The 19,429-nt window shown below is 70.5% G+C and carries 16 protein-coding genes; 8 read left to right on the forward strand and 8 right to left on the reverse strand.

Going from position 1 to position 19,429, the window contains the following annotated elements; all coding sequences use genetic code 11:
* Positions 1–8: 8 nt before the first annotated feature.
* The 3 genes from A4R43_RS38265 to A4R43_RS38275 all read right to left on the reverse strand — a co-directional run bounded on the left by A4R43_RS38265 (position 9) and on the right by A4R43_RS38275 (position 3,296).
* Complete coding sequence (locus A4R43_RS38265; protein WP_113696552.1) at positions 9–977, reverse strand: alpha/beta fold hydrolase; 969 nt, start codon at positions 975–977, stop codon at positions 9–11.
* A 126-nt stretch (positions 978–1,103) separates the two neighbouring features.
* Positions 1,104–1,859, reverse strand: a complete 756-nt coding sequence (locus A4R43_RS38270; RefSeq protein ID WP_113696553.1) for a thioesterase II family protein — start codon at positions 1,857–1,859, stop codon at positions 1,104–1,106.
* 21 nt (positions 1,860–1,880) lie between these two features.
* Positions 1,881–3,296, reverse strand: a complete 1,416-nt coding sequence (locus tag A4R43_RS38275; RefSeq protein ID WP_113696554.1) for an acyl-CoA carboxylase subunit beta — start codon at positions 3,294–3,296, stop codon at positions 1,881–1,883.
* A gap of 268 nt (positions 3,297–3,564) precedes the next feature.
* Between A4R43_RS38275 and A4R43_RS38280 the strand changes: the two genes are divergently transcribed.
* Entirely contained in the window at positions 3,565–4,479 is a 915-nt protein-coding gene (locus A4R43_RS38280; protein ID WP_113696555.1) for a proteasome assembly chaperone family protein, read from the forward strand.
* A 31-nt stretch (positions 4,480–4,510) separates the two neighbouring features.
* Complete coding sequence (locus A4R43_RS38285) at positions 4,511–5,254, forward strand: SDR family NAD(P)-dependent oxidoreductase (protein ID WP_113696556.1); 744 nt, start codon at positions 4,511–4,513, stop codon at positions 5,252–5,254.
* Between the two features lie 10 nt (positions 5,255–5,264).
* Here A4R43_RS38285 and A4R43_RS38290 read toward each other — a convergent pair whose 3' ends face one another.
* On the reverse strand, positions 5,265–6,011 hold the full coding sequence (locus A4R43_RS38290; RefSeq protein ID WP_205215155.1) for a FadR/GntR family transcriptional regulator: 747 nt from the start codon (positions 6,009–6,011) through the stop codon (positions 5,265–5,267).
* 166 nt (positions 6,012–6,177) lie between these two features.
* On the opposite strand from A4R43_RS38290, the gene A4R43_RS38295 reads away from it, so the two are divergent.
* The 3 genes from A4R43_RS38295 to A4R43_RS38305 all read left to right on the forward strand — a co-directional run bounded on the left by A4R43_RS38295 (position 6,178) and on the right by A4R43_RS38305 (position 10,496).
* Positions 6,178–7,080, forward strand: a complete 903-nt coding sequence (locus A4R43_RS38295) for a M23 family metallopeptidase (RefSeq protein ID WP_113696558.1) — start codon at positions 6,178–6,180, stop codon at positions 7,078–7,080.
* Between the two features lie 7 nt (positions 7,081–7,087).
* Positions 7,088–8,956 carry a sialidase family protein gene (locus A4R43_RS38300; RefSeq protein ID WP_113696559.1) on the forward strand — a complete coding sequence of 623 codons (1,869 nt, stop codon included), beginning with the start codon at positions 7,088–7,090 and terminating at the stop codon, positions 8,954–8,956.
* 67 nt (positions 8,957–9,023) lie between these two features.
* Positions 9,024–10,496 (forward strand): alpha/beta hydrolase, encoded by a 1,473-nt coding sequence (locus tag A4R43_RS38305; RefSeq protein WP_162788742.1) that lies wholly within the window; start codon positions 9,024–9,026, stop codon positions 10,494–10,496.
* 50 nt (positions 10,497–10,546) lie between these two features.
* On the opposite strand, the gene A4R43_RS38310 is transcribed toward A4R43_RS38305, so the two are convergent.
* Positions 10,547–11,791, reverse strand: coding sequence for a hypothetical protein (locus A4R43_RS38310; protein WP_113696561.1), 1,245 nt, complete (start codon positions 11,789–11,791; stop codon positions 10,547–10,549).
* 81 nt (positions 11,792–11,872) lie between these two features.
* Entirely contained in the window at positions 11,873–14,833 is a 2,961-nt protein-coding gene (locus tag A4R43_RS38315) for an AfsR/SARP family transcriptional regulator (protein WP_236808514.1), read from the reverse strand.
* A 151-nt stretch (positions 14,834–14,984) separates the two neighbouring features.
* On the opposite strand from A4R43_RS38315, the gene A4R43_RS38320 reads away from it, so the two are divergent.
* Both A4R43_RS38320 and A4R43_RS38325 read left to right on the forward strand, forming a co-directional pair.
* The gene (locus A4R43_RS38320) at positions 14,985–15,647 is read left to right on the forward strand and encodes a hypothetical protein (RefSeq protein ID WP_236808515.1); all 663 of its coding nucleotides are present in this window, start codon (positions 14,985–14,987) and stop codon (positions 15,645–15,647) included.
* A 37-nt stretch (positions 15,648–15,684) separates the two neighbouring features.
* A complete protein-coding gene (locus A4R43_RS38325) occupies positions 15,685–17,238 on the forward strand; it encodes an alkaline phosphatase D family protein (RefSeq protein ID WP_113696563.1) in 1,554 nt (517 codons plus the stop codon).
* Positions 17,239–17,254: 16 nt separating this feature from the next.
* Here A4R43_RS38325 and A4R43_RS38330 read toward each other — a convergent pair whose 3' ends face one another.
* Both A4R43_RS38330 and A4R43_RS38335 read right to left on the reverse strand, forming a co-directional pair.
* Positions 17,255–17,677: a cold-shock protein gene (locus A4R43_RS38330; protein ID WP_113698162.1), complete on the reverse strand. Its 423-nt coding sequence runs from the start codon at positions 17,675–17,677 to the stop codon at positions 17,255–17,257.
* 175 nt (positions 17,678–17,852) lie between these two features.
* Entirely contained in the window at positions 17,853–18,443 is a 591-nt protein-coding gene (locus A4R43_RS38335; protein ID WP_113696564.1) for a TetR/AcrR family transcriptional regulator, read from the reverse strand.
* Between the two features lie 72 nt (positions 18,444–18,515).
* On the opposite strand from A4R43_RS38335, the gene A4R43_RS38340 reads away from it, so the two are divergent.
* On the forward strand, positions 18,516–19,412 hold the full coding sequence (locus A4R43_RS38340; RefSeq protein ID WP_113696565.1) for an NADP-dependent oxidoreductase: 897 nt from the start codon (positions 18,516–18,518) through the stop codon (positions 19,410–19,412).
* Positions 19,413–19,429 lie beyond the last annotated feature (17 nt).

Here is a 19,429-nt window from a genome sequence, read left to right on the forward strand (position 1 = left end):
CCTTTCGGTCATTTGGCGGTCATCGCCTGGAGGGACTGGGTGAGCCACGCCCCGGTCAACGCGGTGTGGGCGGGGGAGCCGTGCACGTCGTCGTGCTCGAGCAGGCTGAACCGCCGCACGTTCGCGGTGAGCAGCTCGATGTCCTGCGGGGGAATGATTTCGTCGCGCTTGCTGGCCACGTAGGCGACGGGCACGTCGATCGCGCGCAGCTCGTCGGCGCCGAGCGCCCAGTCGGCGAGGCCGCCGGGCTTCTCGCCGGTGAGGTGCACGATCGTGTCGACCGTGACGCGCGGCAGGCCCTGCTGCCAGGCGGCGTCGGTGAAGAACCCGCTGACCGGCGCGCCGACGGTCAGAATGCCTTCGATTCGCGGGTCGCGGGCGGCGCAGCGCAACGCGAGGTGACCGCTGAAGCTCATCATCATCGCGTAGGCCGAATCGGCGCCGAGCGCGTCGAGAATTGCGGGGATCATCCGCCAGGCGTGGGCGTCGTAGGGCAGCGAATTGCCGCCGGTGCGGGGGAGTTCGGTGACCACGCCGGAATACCCGGCGCCGATCAGCTGGCGCAGCAGGCCGGCCCACTGCTCCTTGATGCTGACGATGCCGCCGGAAACCAGCACGAGCGGGCCGGAACCGCCGCGCCAGCAGCGGATCACCCCCGCCGGTGTGTCCACTTGGAACGGTTCGAGGCCGGTACCGGACCGGGTGAAGGTGCCGACCGCCTTGTCGAGCGCGTGTTGCCGGGCGGGTCCGTCGACGAAGGGGAAGCGGGCCATCGTGTAGAGGCGGCTCGCTTCGGCGAACTGCTGACGTGCTTCGAGCGCTTCAGCTTGGGCGGACCATTCGCCCGTCCAGGAACCGGGGGCGCCGGCGTCGTCGGTGGTGATCCTGGCGAGCACCGCGTCGGTCAGTTCCGGCGGAACGCCCTGCGTCCTGGCGTGCACCAGGGCGAACTGCTTCAGCTCGTCGACGTCATTCATGCCCCCATGGTTGAACGCTCACCCAAAGCTGCCCTAAAACCGAGCTAGGGGGCACAAAAGGAAGTGTCACGAATGTGGCTTTCGAGACGCCAAACGTCTCGAAAGCCACATTCGTGACACTCGGGGTCAGATCCGGCTGGGCGAGTTCAGGTGGGTGGCGATGGTGTCCAGGATCGCCGGGCTGTGCTCGTTCAGGTAGAAGTGCCCGCCCGGGAACACCTTCAGCTCGAACGGCCCGCTGGTGTGCCGCTCCCACGAGCTTGCTTCGTCGACCGTCGCCTTCGGGTCGTTGTCGCCGACCATGGCGAAGATCGGGCAGCTCAGGTCCGGGCCTTCCGGGTAGCGGTAGGTTTCCGCGGCCCGGTAGTCGGCGCGGATCGCGGGCAGCACCATCCGCACGATCTCGTCGTCGCCGAGCAGTGCCTGGTCGGTGCCCGCGAGGCTGCGCACGTTGGCGAGCAGTTCGTCGTCCGAGCCCTCGTGGAACCGTTCGTCCCGGTGCCGCGAGGGCGCGCGGCGGCCGGAGGCGAACAACGCCGCCGACACCACGCCGCGCTTTTCCAGCCGCCTGGCCACTTCGAAGCCGAGCGTGGCGCCCATGCTGTGCCCGAAGATCGCCAGCGGCTTGTCGGTGAAGCCGTCGATCGCGTCGGTCACCTGGTCGGCGAGCACCTCGATCGAGTCGATCAGCGGTTCCGCGCGCCGGTCCTGCCTGCCCGGGTACTGCACGGCGAGCACCTCGATGCCCGGCGACAGCGAGCGCGAGACCGGGAAGAAGTAGCTGGCCGAGCCGCCCGCGTGCGGCAGGCAGAGCAGCCGGTGCGGGGCGGCGGGCGCGGGGTGGAACCGGCGTACCCAGTCCTCGGCGGTACTCGCGGTCATGCTCCGTCCCTTCAGTCGCTGCTAGAGCGGGATGTTCCCGTGGTGTCCCCGTCCGGCGGGCGCGGCGGCCAGTGCCCGGACGAGCCTGGCACGAGTATTCGACGGATCGATGACTTCGTCCACCACCCCGATCGCCATCGCGCGGGCCACTCCACCGGCGATCCGCTGCTGTTCGGCGACCAGTTCCGCGCGCAGCGGCTCCCGCTCGTCCTCGGCCGCGGCGGCCAGCTTCTTGCGGTGCAGGATGCCCACCGCGGCCTCCGCGCCCATCACCGCGACCTCCGCATCCGGCCAGGCGAACACCGCCGTGGCCCCGAGAGAGCGCGAGTTCATCGCGATGTACGCGCCGCCGTAGGACTTGCGCGTGATGAGCGTGACGCGCGGGACGACCGCCTCGGCGAAGGCGTGCAGCAGCTTCGCGCCGCGGCGCACCACGCCGTCCCACTCCTGCCCGACACCCGGCAGATAGCCCGGAACGTCGACGAGCACGATTAGGGGAATCCCTAGGGCGTCGCAGAGCCGGACGAACCGCGAAGCCTTCTCCGCGGACAGCGAATCGAGGCAGCCGCCCTTGCGCAACGGGTTGTTCGCGATGACCCCCACCGAACGCCCGCCGAGCCGCCCGAAACCGATCACCACGTTCGGCGCCCACTTCGCCTGCAACTCGACGAAGTCGTGGTCGTCGAGCAGGCCGCGGACCAGCGGGTGCACCGGGTAGGCGCGCTTCGGCGACTCCGGCAGGAACGCACGCAGGTCGCGTTCCTCCTGAACCTTGGCCAGGTCGAACAATCCCGGCTTGGTGAAGAACCCGGTCAGCTTGCGGGCGCTGGCGTAGGCGTCCTCCTCGCTGGACACCGTCACGTGCACCACGCCGGACCGCTTGCCGTGTGCCTCCGGGCCGCCGAGCCCGGCCATGTCGATCTGCTCGCCGGTCACGCTGCGGACCACGTCCGGGCCGGTGACAAAAACCCGCCCGGTCTCGGCCATCACGATCACGTCGGTCAGCGCGGGACCGTAGGCCGCGGCACCGGCGGCGGGCCCGAGCACCACCGACAACTGCGGGATCTTGCCGGAAGCCCGGGTCATCGCCGCGAACATGCGCCCGACCCCGTCCATCGACTCGACCCCGTCGGCCAGCTTCGCGCCGCCGGAGTGCCACAGCCCGAGCACGGGCCGCCGTTCGCGGACCGCGGTCTCGATCGCGGCGATGATGTGGTCGGACCCCGCGGCGCCGAGCGAACCGCCCATCCGGGTCGCGTCGGTGCAGTAGACGATCACGGTGGCGCCGTCGATGCGGCCGCGCACCGAGTACACGCCGCTGTCGTCGGCTTCCTGCAGCGGGGTGATCGAGTCCTCGTCCAGCAGTTTCGCCAGGCGCACGGCCGGGAGCCGGTGGTCGGCGGCGGCGGACTCGCTGGTGGTCGCAGTCAGGGACATCGGTGGTTTCTCCGCCCGAGAAGTGGTCGGCCGGGGGATACTGGGACCGGAGGGGCCGGTCGCCGGCCTCGGCTTCAAAGTGGCAGCCGCGATCGAGGCGGACAACCCCCTACCCGGCGGCCCTGAGGTGCGTAGGGGCCGGTTCGGGGGGTGCGGGCGACCTGGCAGGCTTGGCGGTACCGGGTGCGGTTGGAGCCCGGGTGGGATGAACTCGCCGCCGTTCCGCGTTGCACCGGGAACGGGCGGCAGACGAGTGGCAGGAGGCGTAGTGGCGCTGGATCCGGACGAGCTGTACGAGGTGGACTCCGATGTCCCGGACCTGGCCGGGGCCGTGCTCCTGCACCACTTCGACGGGTTCGTCGACGCCGGTTCCGCCGGTGGGCTGGTGGCCGAGCAGCTGCTGGCCGAGTTCACGCACCGGGTGGTGGCGCGGTTCGACGTGGACCGCCTGATCGACTACCGCGCCCGCCGCCCGCCGATGATCTACGTCACCGACCACTGGGCGGAGTACCGCGCGCCCGAGCTGGTGGTGAATCTGCTGCACGACCACGACGGCACGCCGTTCCTGCTGCTCACCGGCCCGGAGCCGGACCGCGAGTGGGAGCTGTTCACCGCCGCGGTGCGGCAGCTGGTGCAGCGGTGGGGCGTCCGGCTCACCGTCGGCTTCCACGGCATCCCGATGGGCGTGCCGCACACCCGGCCGCTCGGGCTGACCGCGCACGCGACCCGCCCGGAGCTGGTCGGCGGGTACCAGCCGCTGTCGGACAGGCTCAAGGTGCCCGGCAGCATCGCCGGGCTGCTGGAGCTGCGCCTCGGCGAGCACGGCCACGACGCGATGGGCTTCGCCGCGCACGTGCCGCACTACCTCGCGCAGGCGTCGTACGCCGCGGCCGGGCTGATCCTGCTCGAAGCCGTCGCCGACGCCACCGGGCTCGCGCTGCCCGCCGACTCCATGCGCGAGTCGGCACGCACCACCGACGCCGAGATCGACCGCCAGGTCGAGGAGTCCGAAGAAGTCGCCGACGTGGTGCGCGCACTGGAGCGGCAGTACGACACCTTCGCCGACGCGGAAGCCGAGAAGGACAGCCTCCTGGCCGAGACCGTCGAGCACATGCCGACCGCCGAGGAATTGGGCTCGGCCTTCGAGCAGTTCCTCGCCGACCAGCAGCGCCCGGAGTCCTGACGGGTCCCGCCGATCCGGCAGACTGCACGCCGTGAGCGGAACGGTGGTGGTCCTCGGCGGCCGCAGTGAGATCGGGCTCGCGGTGGCCGAACGGCTGGTCGCGGGCGGTGCCCGGACGGTGGTGCTGGCCGCGCGGCGCAGTGGCGACCTCGGCGAGCAGGAAGCCCGGTTGCGTGAGGCCGGTGCCACCACGGTGGACCGCGTCGAGTTCGACGCCGACGACGTGGCCCGGCACCGCGAGGTGCTCGACGGCATCGTCGAACGGCACGGCGAACTGGGCGTGGTGGTCACCGCGTTCGGCATCCTCGGTGACCAGCGGCGCGCCGAAGCCCACGCGGACCACGCGCTGGAGATCGTGCACACCGACTACGTCGCGCACGTCTCGGTGCTGACCGAGCTGGCGAACCTGCTGCGGGCGCAACGCGGCGGCAGCCTGGTGGTGTTCTCGTCGGTCGCCGGGGTGCGCGTGCGGCGGGCGAACTACGTCTACGGCTCGGCGAAGGCCGGGCTCGACGGTTTCGCCAGCGGTCTCGCCGACGCGCTGGCGGGCAGCGGCGTGCGGCTGCTGCTGGTCCGGCCGGGGTTCGTGGTCGGCAGGATGACCGAGGGCATGGACCCGGCGCCGTTCTCCAGCACCCCGGACCAGGTCGCCGACGCCACGGTGAAGGCGTTGCGCAGGGGCCGCGGTGAGGTGTGGGTGCCGGGCGTGCTGCGGCCGGTGTTCTTCGTGATGCGTCACCTGCCGCGCGCGATCTGGCGGCGCCTGCCCCGCTAGGGCAGCTCGGTCAGGTGAGCCGCCGGCGCAGTTCGATCAGCCTGCGGATGCCCTGGCCGACGTGGGCTTCGGCGCGGGCCCTGGCCAGTTCGCCGTCGCCGTTCTCGATCGCGGTCAGGATGCCGCTGTGCTGCTCGACCGCCGAGCCGAGGTCCGGGTTGTCCCCGCACACCGGTAGCCACAGCAGCTCCCCGATCTCACCCTGCAGTGTGATCTCGTCACGCGTCAGCCGATGGGATTGCGCCGCCGCCGCGATGCCGACGTGGAACCGCGCGTCGGCCCGCCGCCGCTCGCCGATCGTGCTGGCCATCGCCAGGTGTGAGACCAGCTTGCCGAGCACCGTGCACTGCTCCGGCCCGGCGCGCTCGGCCGCCAGCTTCGCCGCCGCGCCGGACACCGCCGCCTGGTGGTCGCCGATCTCCCGCAGCTCGTGCGGGCACAGCTCACCGAGCAGCGCGCGCATGCGCGTCGCCGACGGTTCGCCCGGCGTGCGCACAAAACTGCCGCCGCCGCGGCCTCGCCGGGTCTCCAGCAAACCCTGATCACGCAAGGCGGACAGCGCCTCGCGAAGCGTCACCGTGGACACCCGCAGCGACTCCGCCAGCACCGACTCGCTGGGCAGCTGCTCACCGTCGGTGATCAGGCCGAGCCCGATCGCCCTGCCGATCCGCCTGGCCACCACCTCCACCCGGCCGCCGTCGTGCAACGGGCCGAAGATCACCTGCCGCGGCGGTCCGGTCAAGCCCTGCGCACTCACCCGCCCGTTCCTCCTTCCCGGCCGGGGCGAAGGTAGCCAGCGGGGCTTAGAGAAACCTTGGGCGCGCCATCGTGCCTGGTCACGCGCTTGTACGCGATTTATGCGCGGTTTGTCGATGCTGTCCACCGGCGCCGGGGTGCACCCGGTGCGAGGAGAAGGGACCCCGATGAGAGCCAGACGTGTGCTCGCCGCCGGTTTCGGACTGCTGATGGGACTGGCCGGCGTGGTCGCCACCGCCGCACCCGCTTCGGCCGCGGGACCGCGGCCCAACTTCCAGCTCCCCTTCCCGTGCAACCAGTCGTGGAACGGGGACAACGACAACTCCAGCGCCCACCGCGCTTACGAGATCGACTTCAACCGCGGCAGCACCCCGGGTGCCGACCTCGGTGACACCATCGTGGCCGCGGCCGCTGGCAAGGTGGTCATCTCCGCGCACCAGGGCTCGGCCAACGGCTACGGCAACCTGGTCAAGATCGACCACGGTGGCGGCTGGTCCACCTACTACGCCCACCTGCAGACCCGGTCGGTGGCGGTCGGCGCGCAGGTCGCCCAGGGCCAGAAGATCGGCACCCTTGGCAACACCAGCAAGCCGGGCAACAACATCAGCCCGCACCTGCACTACGAGGTCCGCACCACGGACAGCTCGTACCCGTCGAACATCCAGAAGGCCTACTTCAACGGCGTGGTCTTCGGTTACCCGAACCAGACGCTGACCTCGAAGAACACCTGCAGTGGCGGCGGGAACCCGAACCCGTACGAACCGGTGGAGGTCTGCGGTACCGGATACAAGGTGATCGACCAGCAGGAACTGGGCACTGCCGCGACGGCGTACCTGCTCTACAACGGTTCCGCCAACTGCGTCACCACGATCAAGAAGACCAGCGTCGGCACGGCCAGCGCCACCTCGGCCTTTCTCGAGGTCCAAGGCGAGGCACGCAAGACCGACAGCGGCAGCTTCGAGTACTACGCCGGGCCGGTGAGCGCGTCCGCGCCGGCGAAGTGCGTCAAGTGGGGCGGGTCCGCGGGCAGCAACTCCTACGAAAGTCCGTTCGAACACTGCGGGGCATGAGTTCCAAATGAAGTCACTGGGGGCGAAGAAGAACCGGCCGGGTCTGCTCACCGAGCTGACCCTGTTGCCGGCGTTGGTCATGGGGTCGCTGGTGGCCACCCCGGCGAGCACCGCTTCGGCGGTCGCCGAGGTGGCCAGCACGCCCGTCTACCAGGAGCGGTCGGAGGGTTACGACTGCTTCCGGATCCCGGCGGTGGTGCGGGCGGGCAACGGTGACCTGCTCGCGTTCGCCGAAGGGCGCAACGGTGGCGCGAAGTTCTGCGCCGACGCGGGCGACATCGACCTGGTCTACAAGCGGTCCACCGACGGCGGGAAGTCGTGGGGACCGCTGAAGGTGGTCATCGAGGGCCACGGCGACACCAAGGGCAACCCGGTGCCGATCGTGGTCCCCGGCACCAGCCGGATCGTGCTGCTGTCGACCTACGAATGCGTGAAGGCACCCGACTGCGGCCGCAAGCCGCGGGTGTCGATCAGCAACGACCACGGGGTCACCTGGTCGGCGCCGCGGGAGATCACCCAGGAACTGGGGTTCGGCACCCCGCCGCCGTGGCTGGCGACGGGACCGTCGCACGGCATCGTGCTCACCCGGGGGGAGCACGAGGGCAGGCTGGTCGCCGGGCTGAACTACTCGATCGGGAGCGCGCACTCCGGTGCGCTGATCTACAGCGACGACCAGGGCGCCACCTGGCGCCGCGGTGCCACCGACACCCCGGCGGCCGGGCTGAAACCGCAGGAGATCAGCCCGGTGGAGCTGGCCGACGGCCGGGTCTACGCGGCCGCGCGCAATGACTGGAACAGTTCCGGTGACCGGTGCGCCAACCAGGGCAGGGACAACCGCGCGTACGCGATCAGCTCCGACGGCGGCGGCACCTTCTCGAAGAAGTTCACCTTCGAGCCGGACCTGATCACGCCGCCGGTGCAGGGCGCCACGGCCCGGCTGCGCGCGGTCGACGACGGCTCGCGGTACAACCGCATCCTGTTCAGCGGACCGTCCACATGCGACAGGCGCAAGGAGCTGCGGGTGCGGTCCTCCTACGACGAGGGCGCGAACTGGCAGTCACCGGGTGTGCTGGTGTGGGGCCAGGACGCGGCCTACTCCGACATGGTGCAGCTCGACGGCCGCAACACCGGCCTGCTGTTCGAAGCGGGACCCGAGATGAACGCCAACGCGTCGATCCGCTGGGCCGTGCTGTCCGAAGCGTCACTGGGCCTGCCCGACGGCAACACCGCCGGGTTGCCGGTGACACCCGACCTCACCGGCGGTAACCACGCCTATCTGCGCGGCGGCGCGGCCTTGGGCACCGGCCGCTTCGGCAAGGCGGTGGCCCTGGACGGCAAGGACGACTACCTGCAACTCCCGTTCGCCGAGGCGCTGGCCACCGGCGGTGGTGACTTCACCTGGTCCGGCTGGTTCAACTACGGCACCTCGACCGCCGGTCAGTCCCTGCTGTGGGCCTACAACCAGGGCGAGGGTTTTTCACAGGTCTGGTTGCGGGCCGAGCCCGGCAGCAACCGCATCCGCGCGCACCTGGAGAACGGGCCGACCGGTTCCGTCACCGTGGAGGCACCCGGGGCGCGGAACGACAAGCAGTGGCACCACTTCGCGCTGAGCCGGTCCGGTGGCACGGCTTCGCTGTACCTGGACGGCAAGCTCGCCGCGTCGGCTTCCGGGCTGACCGGTTCGGTGAGCCCCGGCCGCCCGTTCTTCATCCACCTCGGGCAGCGGCTGGACGGCCAGTACCGGCTGCACGGCTCGCTCGACGAGATCCGGCTGTACGGGCGTGCGCTGACCACCGCGGAAATCGCCGCGCTGGCAACGGGTTCCGGCACCGGCTCGGGACTTCGGCTGCATTTGCCGCTTGAGGTGACCGGGTAGCGCACCGCTAGGCTCCTCCCAGACGTTCACGGTGCTTCCCCGGAAAAAGCGCCGTCTGGGAGGAACTTTGCGTAGTTCAGTCAGGTTCGGCGCGGCCGCGGTGCTGGCGCCCTTGGTCCTCGCCTTGGTACCGGGGGTGGCCACCGCGGCACCTCCCGTGGAATGGGAGACCTGCGCCGGTTCGGCGACCGGCGAGTGCGCCACCATCGAGGTTCCCATCGACTGGGCCGATCCGGCGGAAGGCAGTTTCCAGCTGGCCATCGGCCGTTTGCCCGCTCGTGACCAAAGCAAGCGCATCGGCGTGTTGTTCGTCGCGCCCGGCGGACCCGGTGGGTCCGGCATCGACCAGTACGTGCTCAACCCCGGAATTCCCGAAGACAGCCCGCTGCGCGAACGGTTCGACATCGTCAGCTTCGACCAGCGCGGGGTCAAGCGCAGCAACGAAGTCCGCTGCACGCAGGAACTGCTCGACCAGCGACCGGCCGAATTCCCGGAAACCGAAGCGGAATACCAGCAGCTGCTCGACTACAACCGCCGTCTCGGCGAGGACTGCCGCGAGCTGACCGGCGCCGTCTTCGACCACGTGGACACCGCCAGCGTGGTCCGCGACATCGACGCCATCCGCGCCGCGCTCGGCGAGGAGAAGCTCAGCTTCTACGGCGCTTCCTACGGCACGCAGGTCGGCCAGCAGTACGCCGAGCTGTTCGGCGGCCGTGTGCGTGCGATGACCATTGATTCCAATATGGACCACAGCATCACGTCGGGCGCGAAGTACATCGAGACGGCGAGCGCCGACCTCGAAGGCTCGTTCCACGCCTTCGCCGACTGGTGTGCCAGGACGCCGGACTGCGCGCTGAACGGCAAGAGCGTGCGCCGGGTGTGGACCGAGGTCCACGCGAAAGCCGAGGCCGGGCAGCTGCCGGTGACCGCGGAGGAACTACGCGGTGAACTGATGAGCGGCATGTATTCGCCGGAAAAGCAGTGGTTCCCGCTCGCGGCGAGGCTGGCCGAACTCGCGGACGGCACCGGCCCGCTGGCGCCGGCGGGTGAGCCGAAGGGCGAGACCGGGCAGAACTCGTACCAGGCGATCTGGTGCCAGGACTGGAAATGGCAGGTCAGCGGCATCGGTGAACTGCGCCGCTACGCCGAACGCGCCAACCGCGTTGCGCCCTACACCCGCATTTCACCGTTCTGGAGCGACGTGACCAGCTGCCTCGGCTGGCCGGCGGAGGTGCGCAACCCGCAGCACCGCCTCGACGTGCGTGACGCGCCGAAGATCCTGCTCACCAAGGCGAAGTACGACGTGGCCACCCCGCGTGCCTGGAACTACGAGGTGGCGCGGCAGCTGCGGAACTCCGCGCTGCTGGAGTACGACGGCATCGGGCACGGCCAGTTCCGGCGGAGCACCTGCGTCCGCGAACACGTGGAGAACTACCTGGTGTCGCTGAAAACCCCCGCTCCGGGGGCGCGGTGCGCGGCGGTCTGGCCGACGGCGCCGTCGGCCACCGCGGAGGCCGACGTCGTCCGGCCCACCCACTAGAACACCGTGAGCGCGCGGGCAAGTGGTGCCCGCGCGCTCACGGTTTCAGCTCAGGCGCACTTGGGCGCGATGGGGTTGTCGGAGCCGGTGTAGACGTAGGTGTCGGAGATGTAGTGACCCGGGCCGATCCGGTTCCAGATGTTGCTGGTGCCGTAGGTCCCGGTGACCGTCTCACCCTCGACGTAGCATTCGATGAGCACCTTGGCCTTGTTCGCGGCGAGCCCCTTGATGGCGGCCGTGGTGCTGGCGCTCGCGCGCACGTTCATCGGGTCACCCGCGGTGTTCACCGTGCCGCTCGGGCCGGAACCGGTCCACAGGTAGGAAACGTTGACCCACGAGTTGTCGCTGAGCTTGAGCCCGTCCCAGAAGGTGCCGTCGGCCAGGTCGATGCCTGCCGGGTTGCCCACCTTGCGGCCGAACTCGTCGCGGCCGCCGTTGTAGCCGTCCTGGTAGGCCGCCTGCGCCTCGGGCTTGCCCTGCGGCAGGTTCTTCCACATCTGGCGCGTGGCCGACGGGTTCCAGTAGTCGTCCTTGGTGTTCCACGGGCCGACGTCCCAGACCGGCGCGTATTCGCAGCGGGTGCCGTCGGTCTTGCACACGCGCACGCTGTAGTTGCCGGTGTTCTTCGGGGCCAGCGAGCGGCCGGACGGCAGCGCGACGAAGTGGTCGCGCGACTTGATCACGTGGCCGTTGGCGGTGGTGCCGCCGACCAGGCCCTCACGGGTGGCGAAAACCTTGTAGGTGAGCGGCGCCGCGGCGACGTCGGCGCGCGGCTGCGGGCCCTCGTCCGCGGTCAGCCGGACGTTCGAGACCGACGGCGCCGCGGCGGAATCCTTGGTGTACAGGCCGATCCGGACCTGGACGGTGGTCACCGGCGCGCTCAGCACGGCCGGTTCGGCCGCGGCGGGGGTCCACTCGGTCCAGTCCTCGCCGCCGAGGTGGCCGCGCACGTCCACGTCGACCGCGGCACCGGCGGGCACGTTCGCCGTCAGCTCGGCGGTGACCCGGTTGGCCGGCTTGCTCAGCGCCCGCTCGCCGACGACCAGGTAGCCCTCGCTGATCGGCTGGTCCGGCTTGCGCTTCCAGGCCGGGTCGGCCAGCGCGAGCGCGTCGCCGGCGTAGGCCACGTTCAGGTCGTTGTCGTCCACAGAGGACAGTGGGACGGTCCATTGGTCCGCGGGCAGCGGGGCCGCGTTCAGCGGGGTCGCCGAGAGCAGCAGCGCGATCGGGGCGGACAACGCCACCGCGATGCGCGTCCCGCGTCTGCGTCCCGCGAACTTCGAGGTCCGGACCATGCCGGCCTCCCTTCCACCAGGTGGGGAATTCGGTCAGCCGAAGTCTGGGGAAGTGGTGTACACGATCGATACAAAGGAAAGTCAGGCGGAAGCGATGTGCCTGCGCTTGCGCCGGGGCGGCAGCGACGTGCCGGCGGGCAGCTCGTCCATCCGCGCGCTCACCGCGGCGGCTTCGGATTCGGCGGACAGCTCCCGCCAGATGGCCAGCGAACGCTCGTAGTAACCGCGGGAGCGCTCCGGCTGGCCCAGCGCCTGGTGCAGGCGGCCGAGCAGATCGGTCACCTCGGCCTCGGACCGCCGGTCCCCGTTGCGGCGGTGCACGCTGAACGAGTTCACCAGCAGCAGTTGCGCGTAGGCCAGGTCGCCGCTTTGCAGGCACAGCTCGCCGAGGTTCTGGTTCGCGTAACCGACGCAGTGGTCGTCACCGAGTTCCTCGAAGATGGCGATCGACCGGTTCACCTGCTCGCGGGCCTCGGTGAGATTGCCGCGCCGCTGGTGCAGCATGGCGATCCGCTTGAGCGCGTGTGCCTCGCGGTGCCGGTCGCCGATCAGCGCGGACAGGTCGTACGCCTCGCCGAACCAGCGTTCGGCCTCGTCGAAGGCGTCCACCGCCAGCCAGCACGCGCCGATCGCGATCTTCGCCACCGCCTCGCCGTGGGGATCACCGGCGCGCTGGAACAACCGCAGCGCGTCCACGCTGCGGTCGAGTGCCTGCTCGCGGTTCCCGCTGATGCGCAGCGCGCTGCCCAGCCCGGCCAGCGCGATGGCCGCGCCGCGGTCGTCGGGAATCTGGCGGAACAGCCGGTAGGACTCCTCGAACCCGGCGACCGCCTCCTCGTAGGCGTCCTGGTACAGGTGGATCTGGCCGAGGTTGCGCTGCACGATCGCCTGCCCGAGCAGGTCGCCGGTGCGGCGGGCGGCGGCGAACGCGATGGCGTGCGTGTGCTGCCAGTCGGCCTGGTGCCCGCGGATGTCGAAGTACGGGGTGAAGGCCGCGGTCAGCCGCCACGCCAGGTCGTCGAGGCCCCATTCCGCGGCCAGCGCCACCGCGGCCACCCCGGTGCGGCGCTCGGCGTCGAACCAGGCGAGCGGGTCGCCGAGCACCGCGTCGGTGTCCGGCACGCGCCAGCCACCCGGGCCGTCGACCGCGTACAGCCCGAACACGTGCAGCGGCATCATCGCGACCGCGCTGGTCGCCAGCGCGAGATAGCCCTCCAGCACGCGCCGGACCACGGCCCGCCGGTCCGCCTCGGAGTCGTCGATCTCGCCCTGCCTGGCCGCGTACACCCGCAGCAGGTCGTGCAGCCGGTAGTGCGGCTGGCCGTTGCCGTCGGAGCTGACCAGCTCCACCAGGTGCGCGTCGACCAGCACGTCGAGCACCTCGTCGGCGTCCTCGCGGTCGAGCACCGCGGCCACCGCCCAGCTGGGGAACACCACCGGGCCGAGCAGGCCGAGCCCGCGGAAGGCCTGCGCCGCGCCACGCGGCAGCATGTCGTAGCTCAGGGTCACGCTCGCGTGCACGGCCAGGTCGCCCACGCGCAGCTCGTCCAGCCTGCGGCGCTCGTTGCGCAGGCGGTCGGCGAGCATGCGCAGGGTCCACGACGGCCGGTGGGTCAGCTTCGCGCCGACGATCCGGATGGCCAGCGGCAGGTAACCGCACGCCTTGATGATCGCGGCCGCGCTGTCCGGCTCGGCCTGCACGCGGTCACCGCCGATGATGCCGGCGAGCAGCCGGACCGCGTCCTCGTCGGGCAGCACGTCGACGTCGATCGGCCGCGCGCCGGCCAGGTCGGGCAGCCGGAGGCGGCTGGTGACGAGCACCGCGCACGCGCCCGCACCCGGCAGCAACGGCCGGAGCTGCGCGGCGCTGCCCGCGTCGTCGAGCACCAGGCACATCCGCCGCCGCGACAACCGCGAGCGCAGCAGCGCCGAGCGTTCGGCCAGCGTGCGCGGCATCGCCGGATCCGGCACGCCGAGTGAGCGCAGGATCTCCGGCAGCACGTCCATCGGGGCACGCGGTGACGGCGAGGTGCCGCCGAGGTCGAGGTGCAGCTGCCCGTCGGGGAACTCCGCGCGGAGCTCGTGCGCCACCCGCACGGCGATGCTCGACTTGCCGACGCCGGGTGCGCCCGAGAGCACCACGACGGTGGGGGCGCTGCTGGCCCGCTGCTGCCGGAGCAGCCCGACCAGCTCGTCGACCACCTCGGTGCGGCCGGTGAAGTCGGGCAGGTCGAGCGGCAGCTGGCAGATCGGGAACGGGCTGGGCGCCACGGGTCTCGCGCCGGATCTGGCGCCGTGGCGCTTGGCCGCGAGCAGCCGGGTGTGCAGGGCCTGCAGCCGGGGGCCGGGTTCGGTGTCGAGCTCGTCCATCAGGATCTGCTCGACCTGGGCGTAGGCCTGGAACGCCTCCGCGGTGCGGCCGTCCGCGTCGAGCGCGATGATCAGCTGCTCCCACAGTTCCTCGCGCAGCGGGTGGTCGGCGAGCAGGCCACGCAGCTCGACCACGGCGTCGGTGTGCTGGCCCAGCTCGACGCGCGTTTTCAGCCGCTGCTCCTGAGTGGACAGCCGCAGTTCGTCGAGCCGCGCCACGGTCGAACCCCAGGTGTGGCTGTGCGGCAGGTCCTCGAGCACTTCGCCGCGCCACAGCTCGTCGGCCTCGGTCAGCAGGGCCAGCGCCTGCTCGGGCGGCAGTTTCTGGGCACGCGCGGCCAGCTCCTGGAAGCGCGTGGCGTCGAGTTCGTCCGCGTCGGCGGTGAGGATGTAGCCGGCGGACCGGCTTTGAATGCGTTCGGCGACGTCGGGTGAGGCTTCGGCCAGGCGACGGCGCAGCGCGTGCACATAGGTGCGGATGTTCGCGGCCGCGGACCGCGGTGCCTTCTCCGGCCACAGCACGTCGATCAGGGCGTCGGCGGAGACGGCCACGTTCGGCTGCAGCAGCAGCGTGGCCAGCAGCAACCGCGGCTTGGGCCCGCCCAACGGCAGCACCCGGCCGCACACGGTGACCTCGAGCGGCCCCAGTACGCGAAACGAGATCGCAGTCAACAGCACCGCCCGCCTGGAGTAGAACAAACCGGATCGTATGGCGGTCCGTGATCTGTTGACTAGTGCCATTTGTGGGTATTTGCACCGGCGTGCGGAGTAGCGCGCACGTGGTTTGTACGAATTGTGTACCACGGGCTCGCACGCTGGGCCGATGATGCCATCCTCCTTCCGCAGATCGGCCGCGAGAACGGCGGCCGTGCTCCTCGCCACCGCGGCGTTGTCGCTGGTCAGCATGGTTCCGGCGCAGGCGGCCGCGACCGGGACGGTGCAGACCGCGGGCGACCCGCTCAACGTCCGCCGGGCCCCCACCACCGCCGCCACCGTGGTCCGCACCGTGAACAACGGCGCCACGGTCAGCATCGACTGCCAGACGACCGGTCAGTCGGTCACCGGCCCGCTCGGCACCTCCACCCTGTGGGACTACGTCCCCGGACTGGGCGGCTACATCTCCGACACCTATGTGAAAACCGGCTCGGACGGCCGGGTGGCGCCGGACTGCGGGGTGGGAACCGGCAGCGCCGAATGCTCGACCGGAGCTTGCGCCGCCGAGGGTCTCTTCCGTTCCTCGGACGCGCGCTTCTCGGTCTGGGACCGCGACGCCGACGGCAAGTCGGCGGTGGTCGCGTACTGGCTCAAGGGCGGCGTCGGCCCGCTCTACGTGTGGAACTCCAACGGCAACGGCACGCAGGTGGACAAGGTGGTGAACGTGCCGTCCGGCGGCTGGGTCCACTACAAGGTCTGCGTCGCGAACTACTCGGCCACCAGCCCCGTGCTCGAAGCCTGCAGCAACGGCATCACGGACTTCGCCTCGTGAACCCCTTCGATTCCGACTACCGCGGGAGGACCTTGTCATGGCTCAGGTGAATCGGCGGCTCGTGCTGCTCGGCGGGCTGGCGGCCGCGGGCGGGCTCGCCACCGCCGCCTCGGTGCCGTCGTGGGCGAGCACCAGGACCCGGATCGCCGCCCCGGCCATCCACGACCCGTTCCAGCTGGGCGTGGCCTCGGGTGATCCGCTGCCCGACAGCGTGGTGCTGTGGACGAGACTCGCGCCGGCGCCGCTGAACGCCGACGGCTTCGGCGGCATGCCGGACGCCACGTACAACGTGGACTGGGAGATCGCCACCGACGAGGCGTTCGGCTCGGTCGTGCAGAAGGGCACGGTGGCCACCACGCGCGCGATGGGGCACAGCGTGCACATCGAGCCGAAGGGCCTCGACCCGGCGCGGGCCTACTTCTACCGCTTCAAGTCGGAGGGCTTCGTCTCGCCGGTGGGCCGGACCAGGACCGCGCCCGCCGCCGGCGCCACGGTCAACCAGCTCAAGTACTGCATGGCGTCGTGCCAGCACTGGGAGGAAGGCTGGTACCACGCGCACCGCGGCATCGCCGCCGACAACCCCGACCTGGTGCTCTTCCTCGGCGACTACATGTACGAGAAGCCGTCGACCAACGCCGCGGTGCCGCGCGTGCGGGCGATGGCGCTGACCGCGGAAACCACCACGCTCGCGCACTACCGGGCACGGCACGCGCAGCACAAAACCGACCAGTACCTGCAGGCCGCCCACGCGGCAGCGCCGTGGATGGTGGTGTTCGACGACCACGAAGTGGTGAACAACTGGAATTCGAGCACCGCGCCCGCGACCACGGCCCGCAAGGCCGCGGCGTTCCAGGCGTTCTACGAGAACATGCCGATCCGGTCCACGGCCAAGCCGAACGGGGCGTCGATCCAGCTGTACCGGCAGTACCTGTGGGGCAAGCTGGCGCGCTTCCATCTGATGGACACCCGGCAGTACCGCAGTGTGCAGGCCACCAGCGCGCAGGGCTGCACCACAATGCGCGACCCGAGCCGCACGCTGCCCGGGACCGCGCAGGAGCAGTGGCTGCTGAAGTCGTTCGAGACGCACCCGGCGACCTGGGACTTCCTGGGGCAGCAGGTGTTCTTCGCGCAGCGTGACGGTGACGGCAAGAAGGACACCTGCGAATCACCCGATTCGTGGAACGGCTACGCGGCATCGCGGGACCGCATCACCAAGGGCTGGGTGGACCGCAAGGTGCCCAACCCGATCGTGCTGACCGGGGACGTGCACCGGCACTGGGCGGCGGACCTGCGGCAGGACTACTTCGACCACAGCGACCCGATCGTCGGCTCCGAGCTGGTGACCACCTCGGTGACCAGCAACAGCGTGGGCTCGTCACCGCCGAGCTCGACCTGGCTCTCGCACAACCCGCACGTCAAGTACTGCCTCGGCGAGCGGGGATACGTACGCGTGACCACAACGCCCGCGCAGCTGAGGGCCGACTTCATGCGGGTGTCCAGCGCGCTGGAGCTGGACCCGGCGAAGGCGCTGATCACCACCGACCGCAGCTACGTGGTGCAGGCCGGGACGAAGGGCCTGCAGCGGGTCTGACCCAGCCGGGTGTGACCTAGCGTTCCACCCAGTTGTGCGACTGGGCGAGCTGCACCAGCTTCCGGCGGAGCAGCACGATCTGGGAGCCGGTGAGGGTGGGCGCGGTCTCCAGCATGGCTTCGGTGAGTTCCTGGCGGAACTCGGTCTGCGAGAGCAGGTCGGCCAGTCCGTCCTCGACCACGCGCGAGGCGCGGGCGGACTGGTCACCGTGGCGCACGGCCGCGGCGGCGGCTTCACGGTCGGCGAGGTGCACGTTCGAGGCCTTGAGCCCGCGGCCGCCGTCCTCGACGTCGAAGGTGACCGTCATTCCCGGCTGGAACAGATGCTTTTCGTCACGCAGGTCATTCGCGTGCATGAATACGTCTTCGCCGCCCTCGTCCGGCGCGATGAAGCCGTATCCCCGCACTTCGTCGAACCGCAGGATCTTCCCTGAAGTCACCCAGACCACCTCAACCCCATACACCGATATGCCCTGTTCCCGTGCCCGAGAACGCGGGGGAGCATACCGCCGCGAGATCGGCCCGGCCATCGCAACGACCCCGGTCGAGTAATGGCAACAATGCGCAGGCAAATATGCAACATGCATTCTGAAACATTCGCCCGCGGCGTGGGTTTCAGTAGCCGCCGGCGTCGGGGCGGCCCGCCCGCCAGGCCGCTTCGATCATCAGGAAGATCTCGTTCACCGCGATCTCCGGCTCGGCCGCGTCGCGGGCCAGGAAATGTGCGTCGACCACAAACCGCGCGATCGCGCGGCAGGGCGTGGTGGTCTCCGGCAGGCCGAGGTCGGCGGCGATGGCCGCCGCCACCGACTCCGAGTGACGAAGCCGCATCGACTCCTCGTACTGCCTCAGGGCAGGCGTCTCGTTGATCATGCGCCAGATCGGCGCGGCGTCGGCCGCGGCGCAGTGCCGCACCATCGCGTGGACCTCGCGACGCAGCGCGATGATCAGCGACTCTTCCGGCGCCCGGTCGGTGACCGCCCGCGTGAGGCCCTGTTCGAAGTTCTCGTCCTGCGCGAAGACCAGGGCCTCTTTTGAAGCGAAGTGGGAGAAGACCGTGGTGACGGCGACGTCGGCCTCGGCGGCCACGTCGCGAATGCCCACCGCGTCGTACCCGCGCTCGAGGAAGAGCCGCCGGGCGGTGTCGGCGATCTTCTGGCGCGTCGCGGCCTTCTTGCGCTCACGGCGCCCGGTCGGGGCGGTCATGGTCGCTGATGCTAGCAGCTACAAAAGTGTGACGGTTTCAAAAAGCTAACCGTTAGTGCTACGGTCGCTGTCATGAAGAAGGTGAGCTTCGCCGAGTTCGGCGGCCCGGAAGTGCTGGAACTCGTGGATGCCGAGGAGCCGCACGCCGGTCCCGGTCAGGTGCGCATCGCCGTGCGGGCGGCGGGGGTGAACCCGGTCGACTGGCGAATTCGGGAAGGTCAGGTGCTGGGAGCGCATCCGATCGAGCTGCCCTCGGGGGTCGGCCTGGACGCCGCCGGCGTGGTGGACGAGGTCGGCGAGGGGGTGGAGGGCGTCGAGGTCGGTGACCAGGTGTTCGGTGAAGGTTCGAGCACCTATGCCGAGTACGCGGTGCTGTGGGCGTGGGCGCGCATGCCCGACGGCCTGCCGTTCGAGGAGGCGGCCGGGTATCCGTCCGTGGTGGAAACCGCGTTGCGGGTGCTGCGCGAGGTCGGTGTGCAGCGCGGGCAAACGCTGCTGGTCAGCGGCGCAGCCGGGGGTGTTGGTTCGGCGGTACTGCAGATCGCGCGGGATCGCGGCATCAGGGTGATCGGCACGGCGGGGGCCGCGAACCAGGACTACCTGCGTTCCCTGGGCGCCACCGCCACGACGTACGGCGATGGCTGGGGGGAGCGGGTGCGGCAGCTCGCGCCCCACATCGACGCCGCCCTCGATCTGGCGGGCTCGGGTGTTATCCGTGAACTAGTCGACCTGACCGGGGACCCGGGGAAGGTGGTGTCCATCGCCGACCTGGGCGCGCCGGCCCTGGGCGTCCGTTTCTCTGGCGCGGCCGGGAGCATGCCGGATGCCCTGACCGCGGCCGTCGACCTCATCACGCGGGACAAACTGCACATCCCAGTCGCCAAGTCATACCCCCTCGCCGACGCCGCCACCGCCCACACCGACAGCCGCTCCGGCCACACCCGAGGCCGCCGCGTCATCACCATCTGACCAGTCCCGCCCCGGCG

Source organism: Amycolatopsis albispora (assembly GCF_003312875.1).
In the GTDB taxonomy this organism is placed as follows: domain Bacteria; phylum Actinomycetota; class Actinomycetes; order Mycobacteriales; family Pseudonocardiaceae; genus Amycolatopsis; species Amycolatopsis albispora.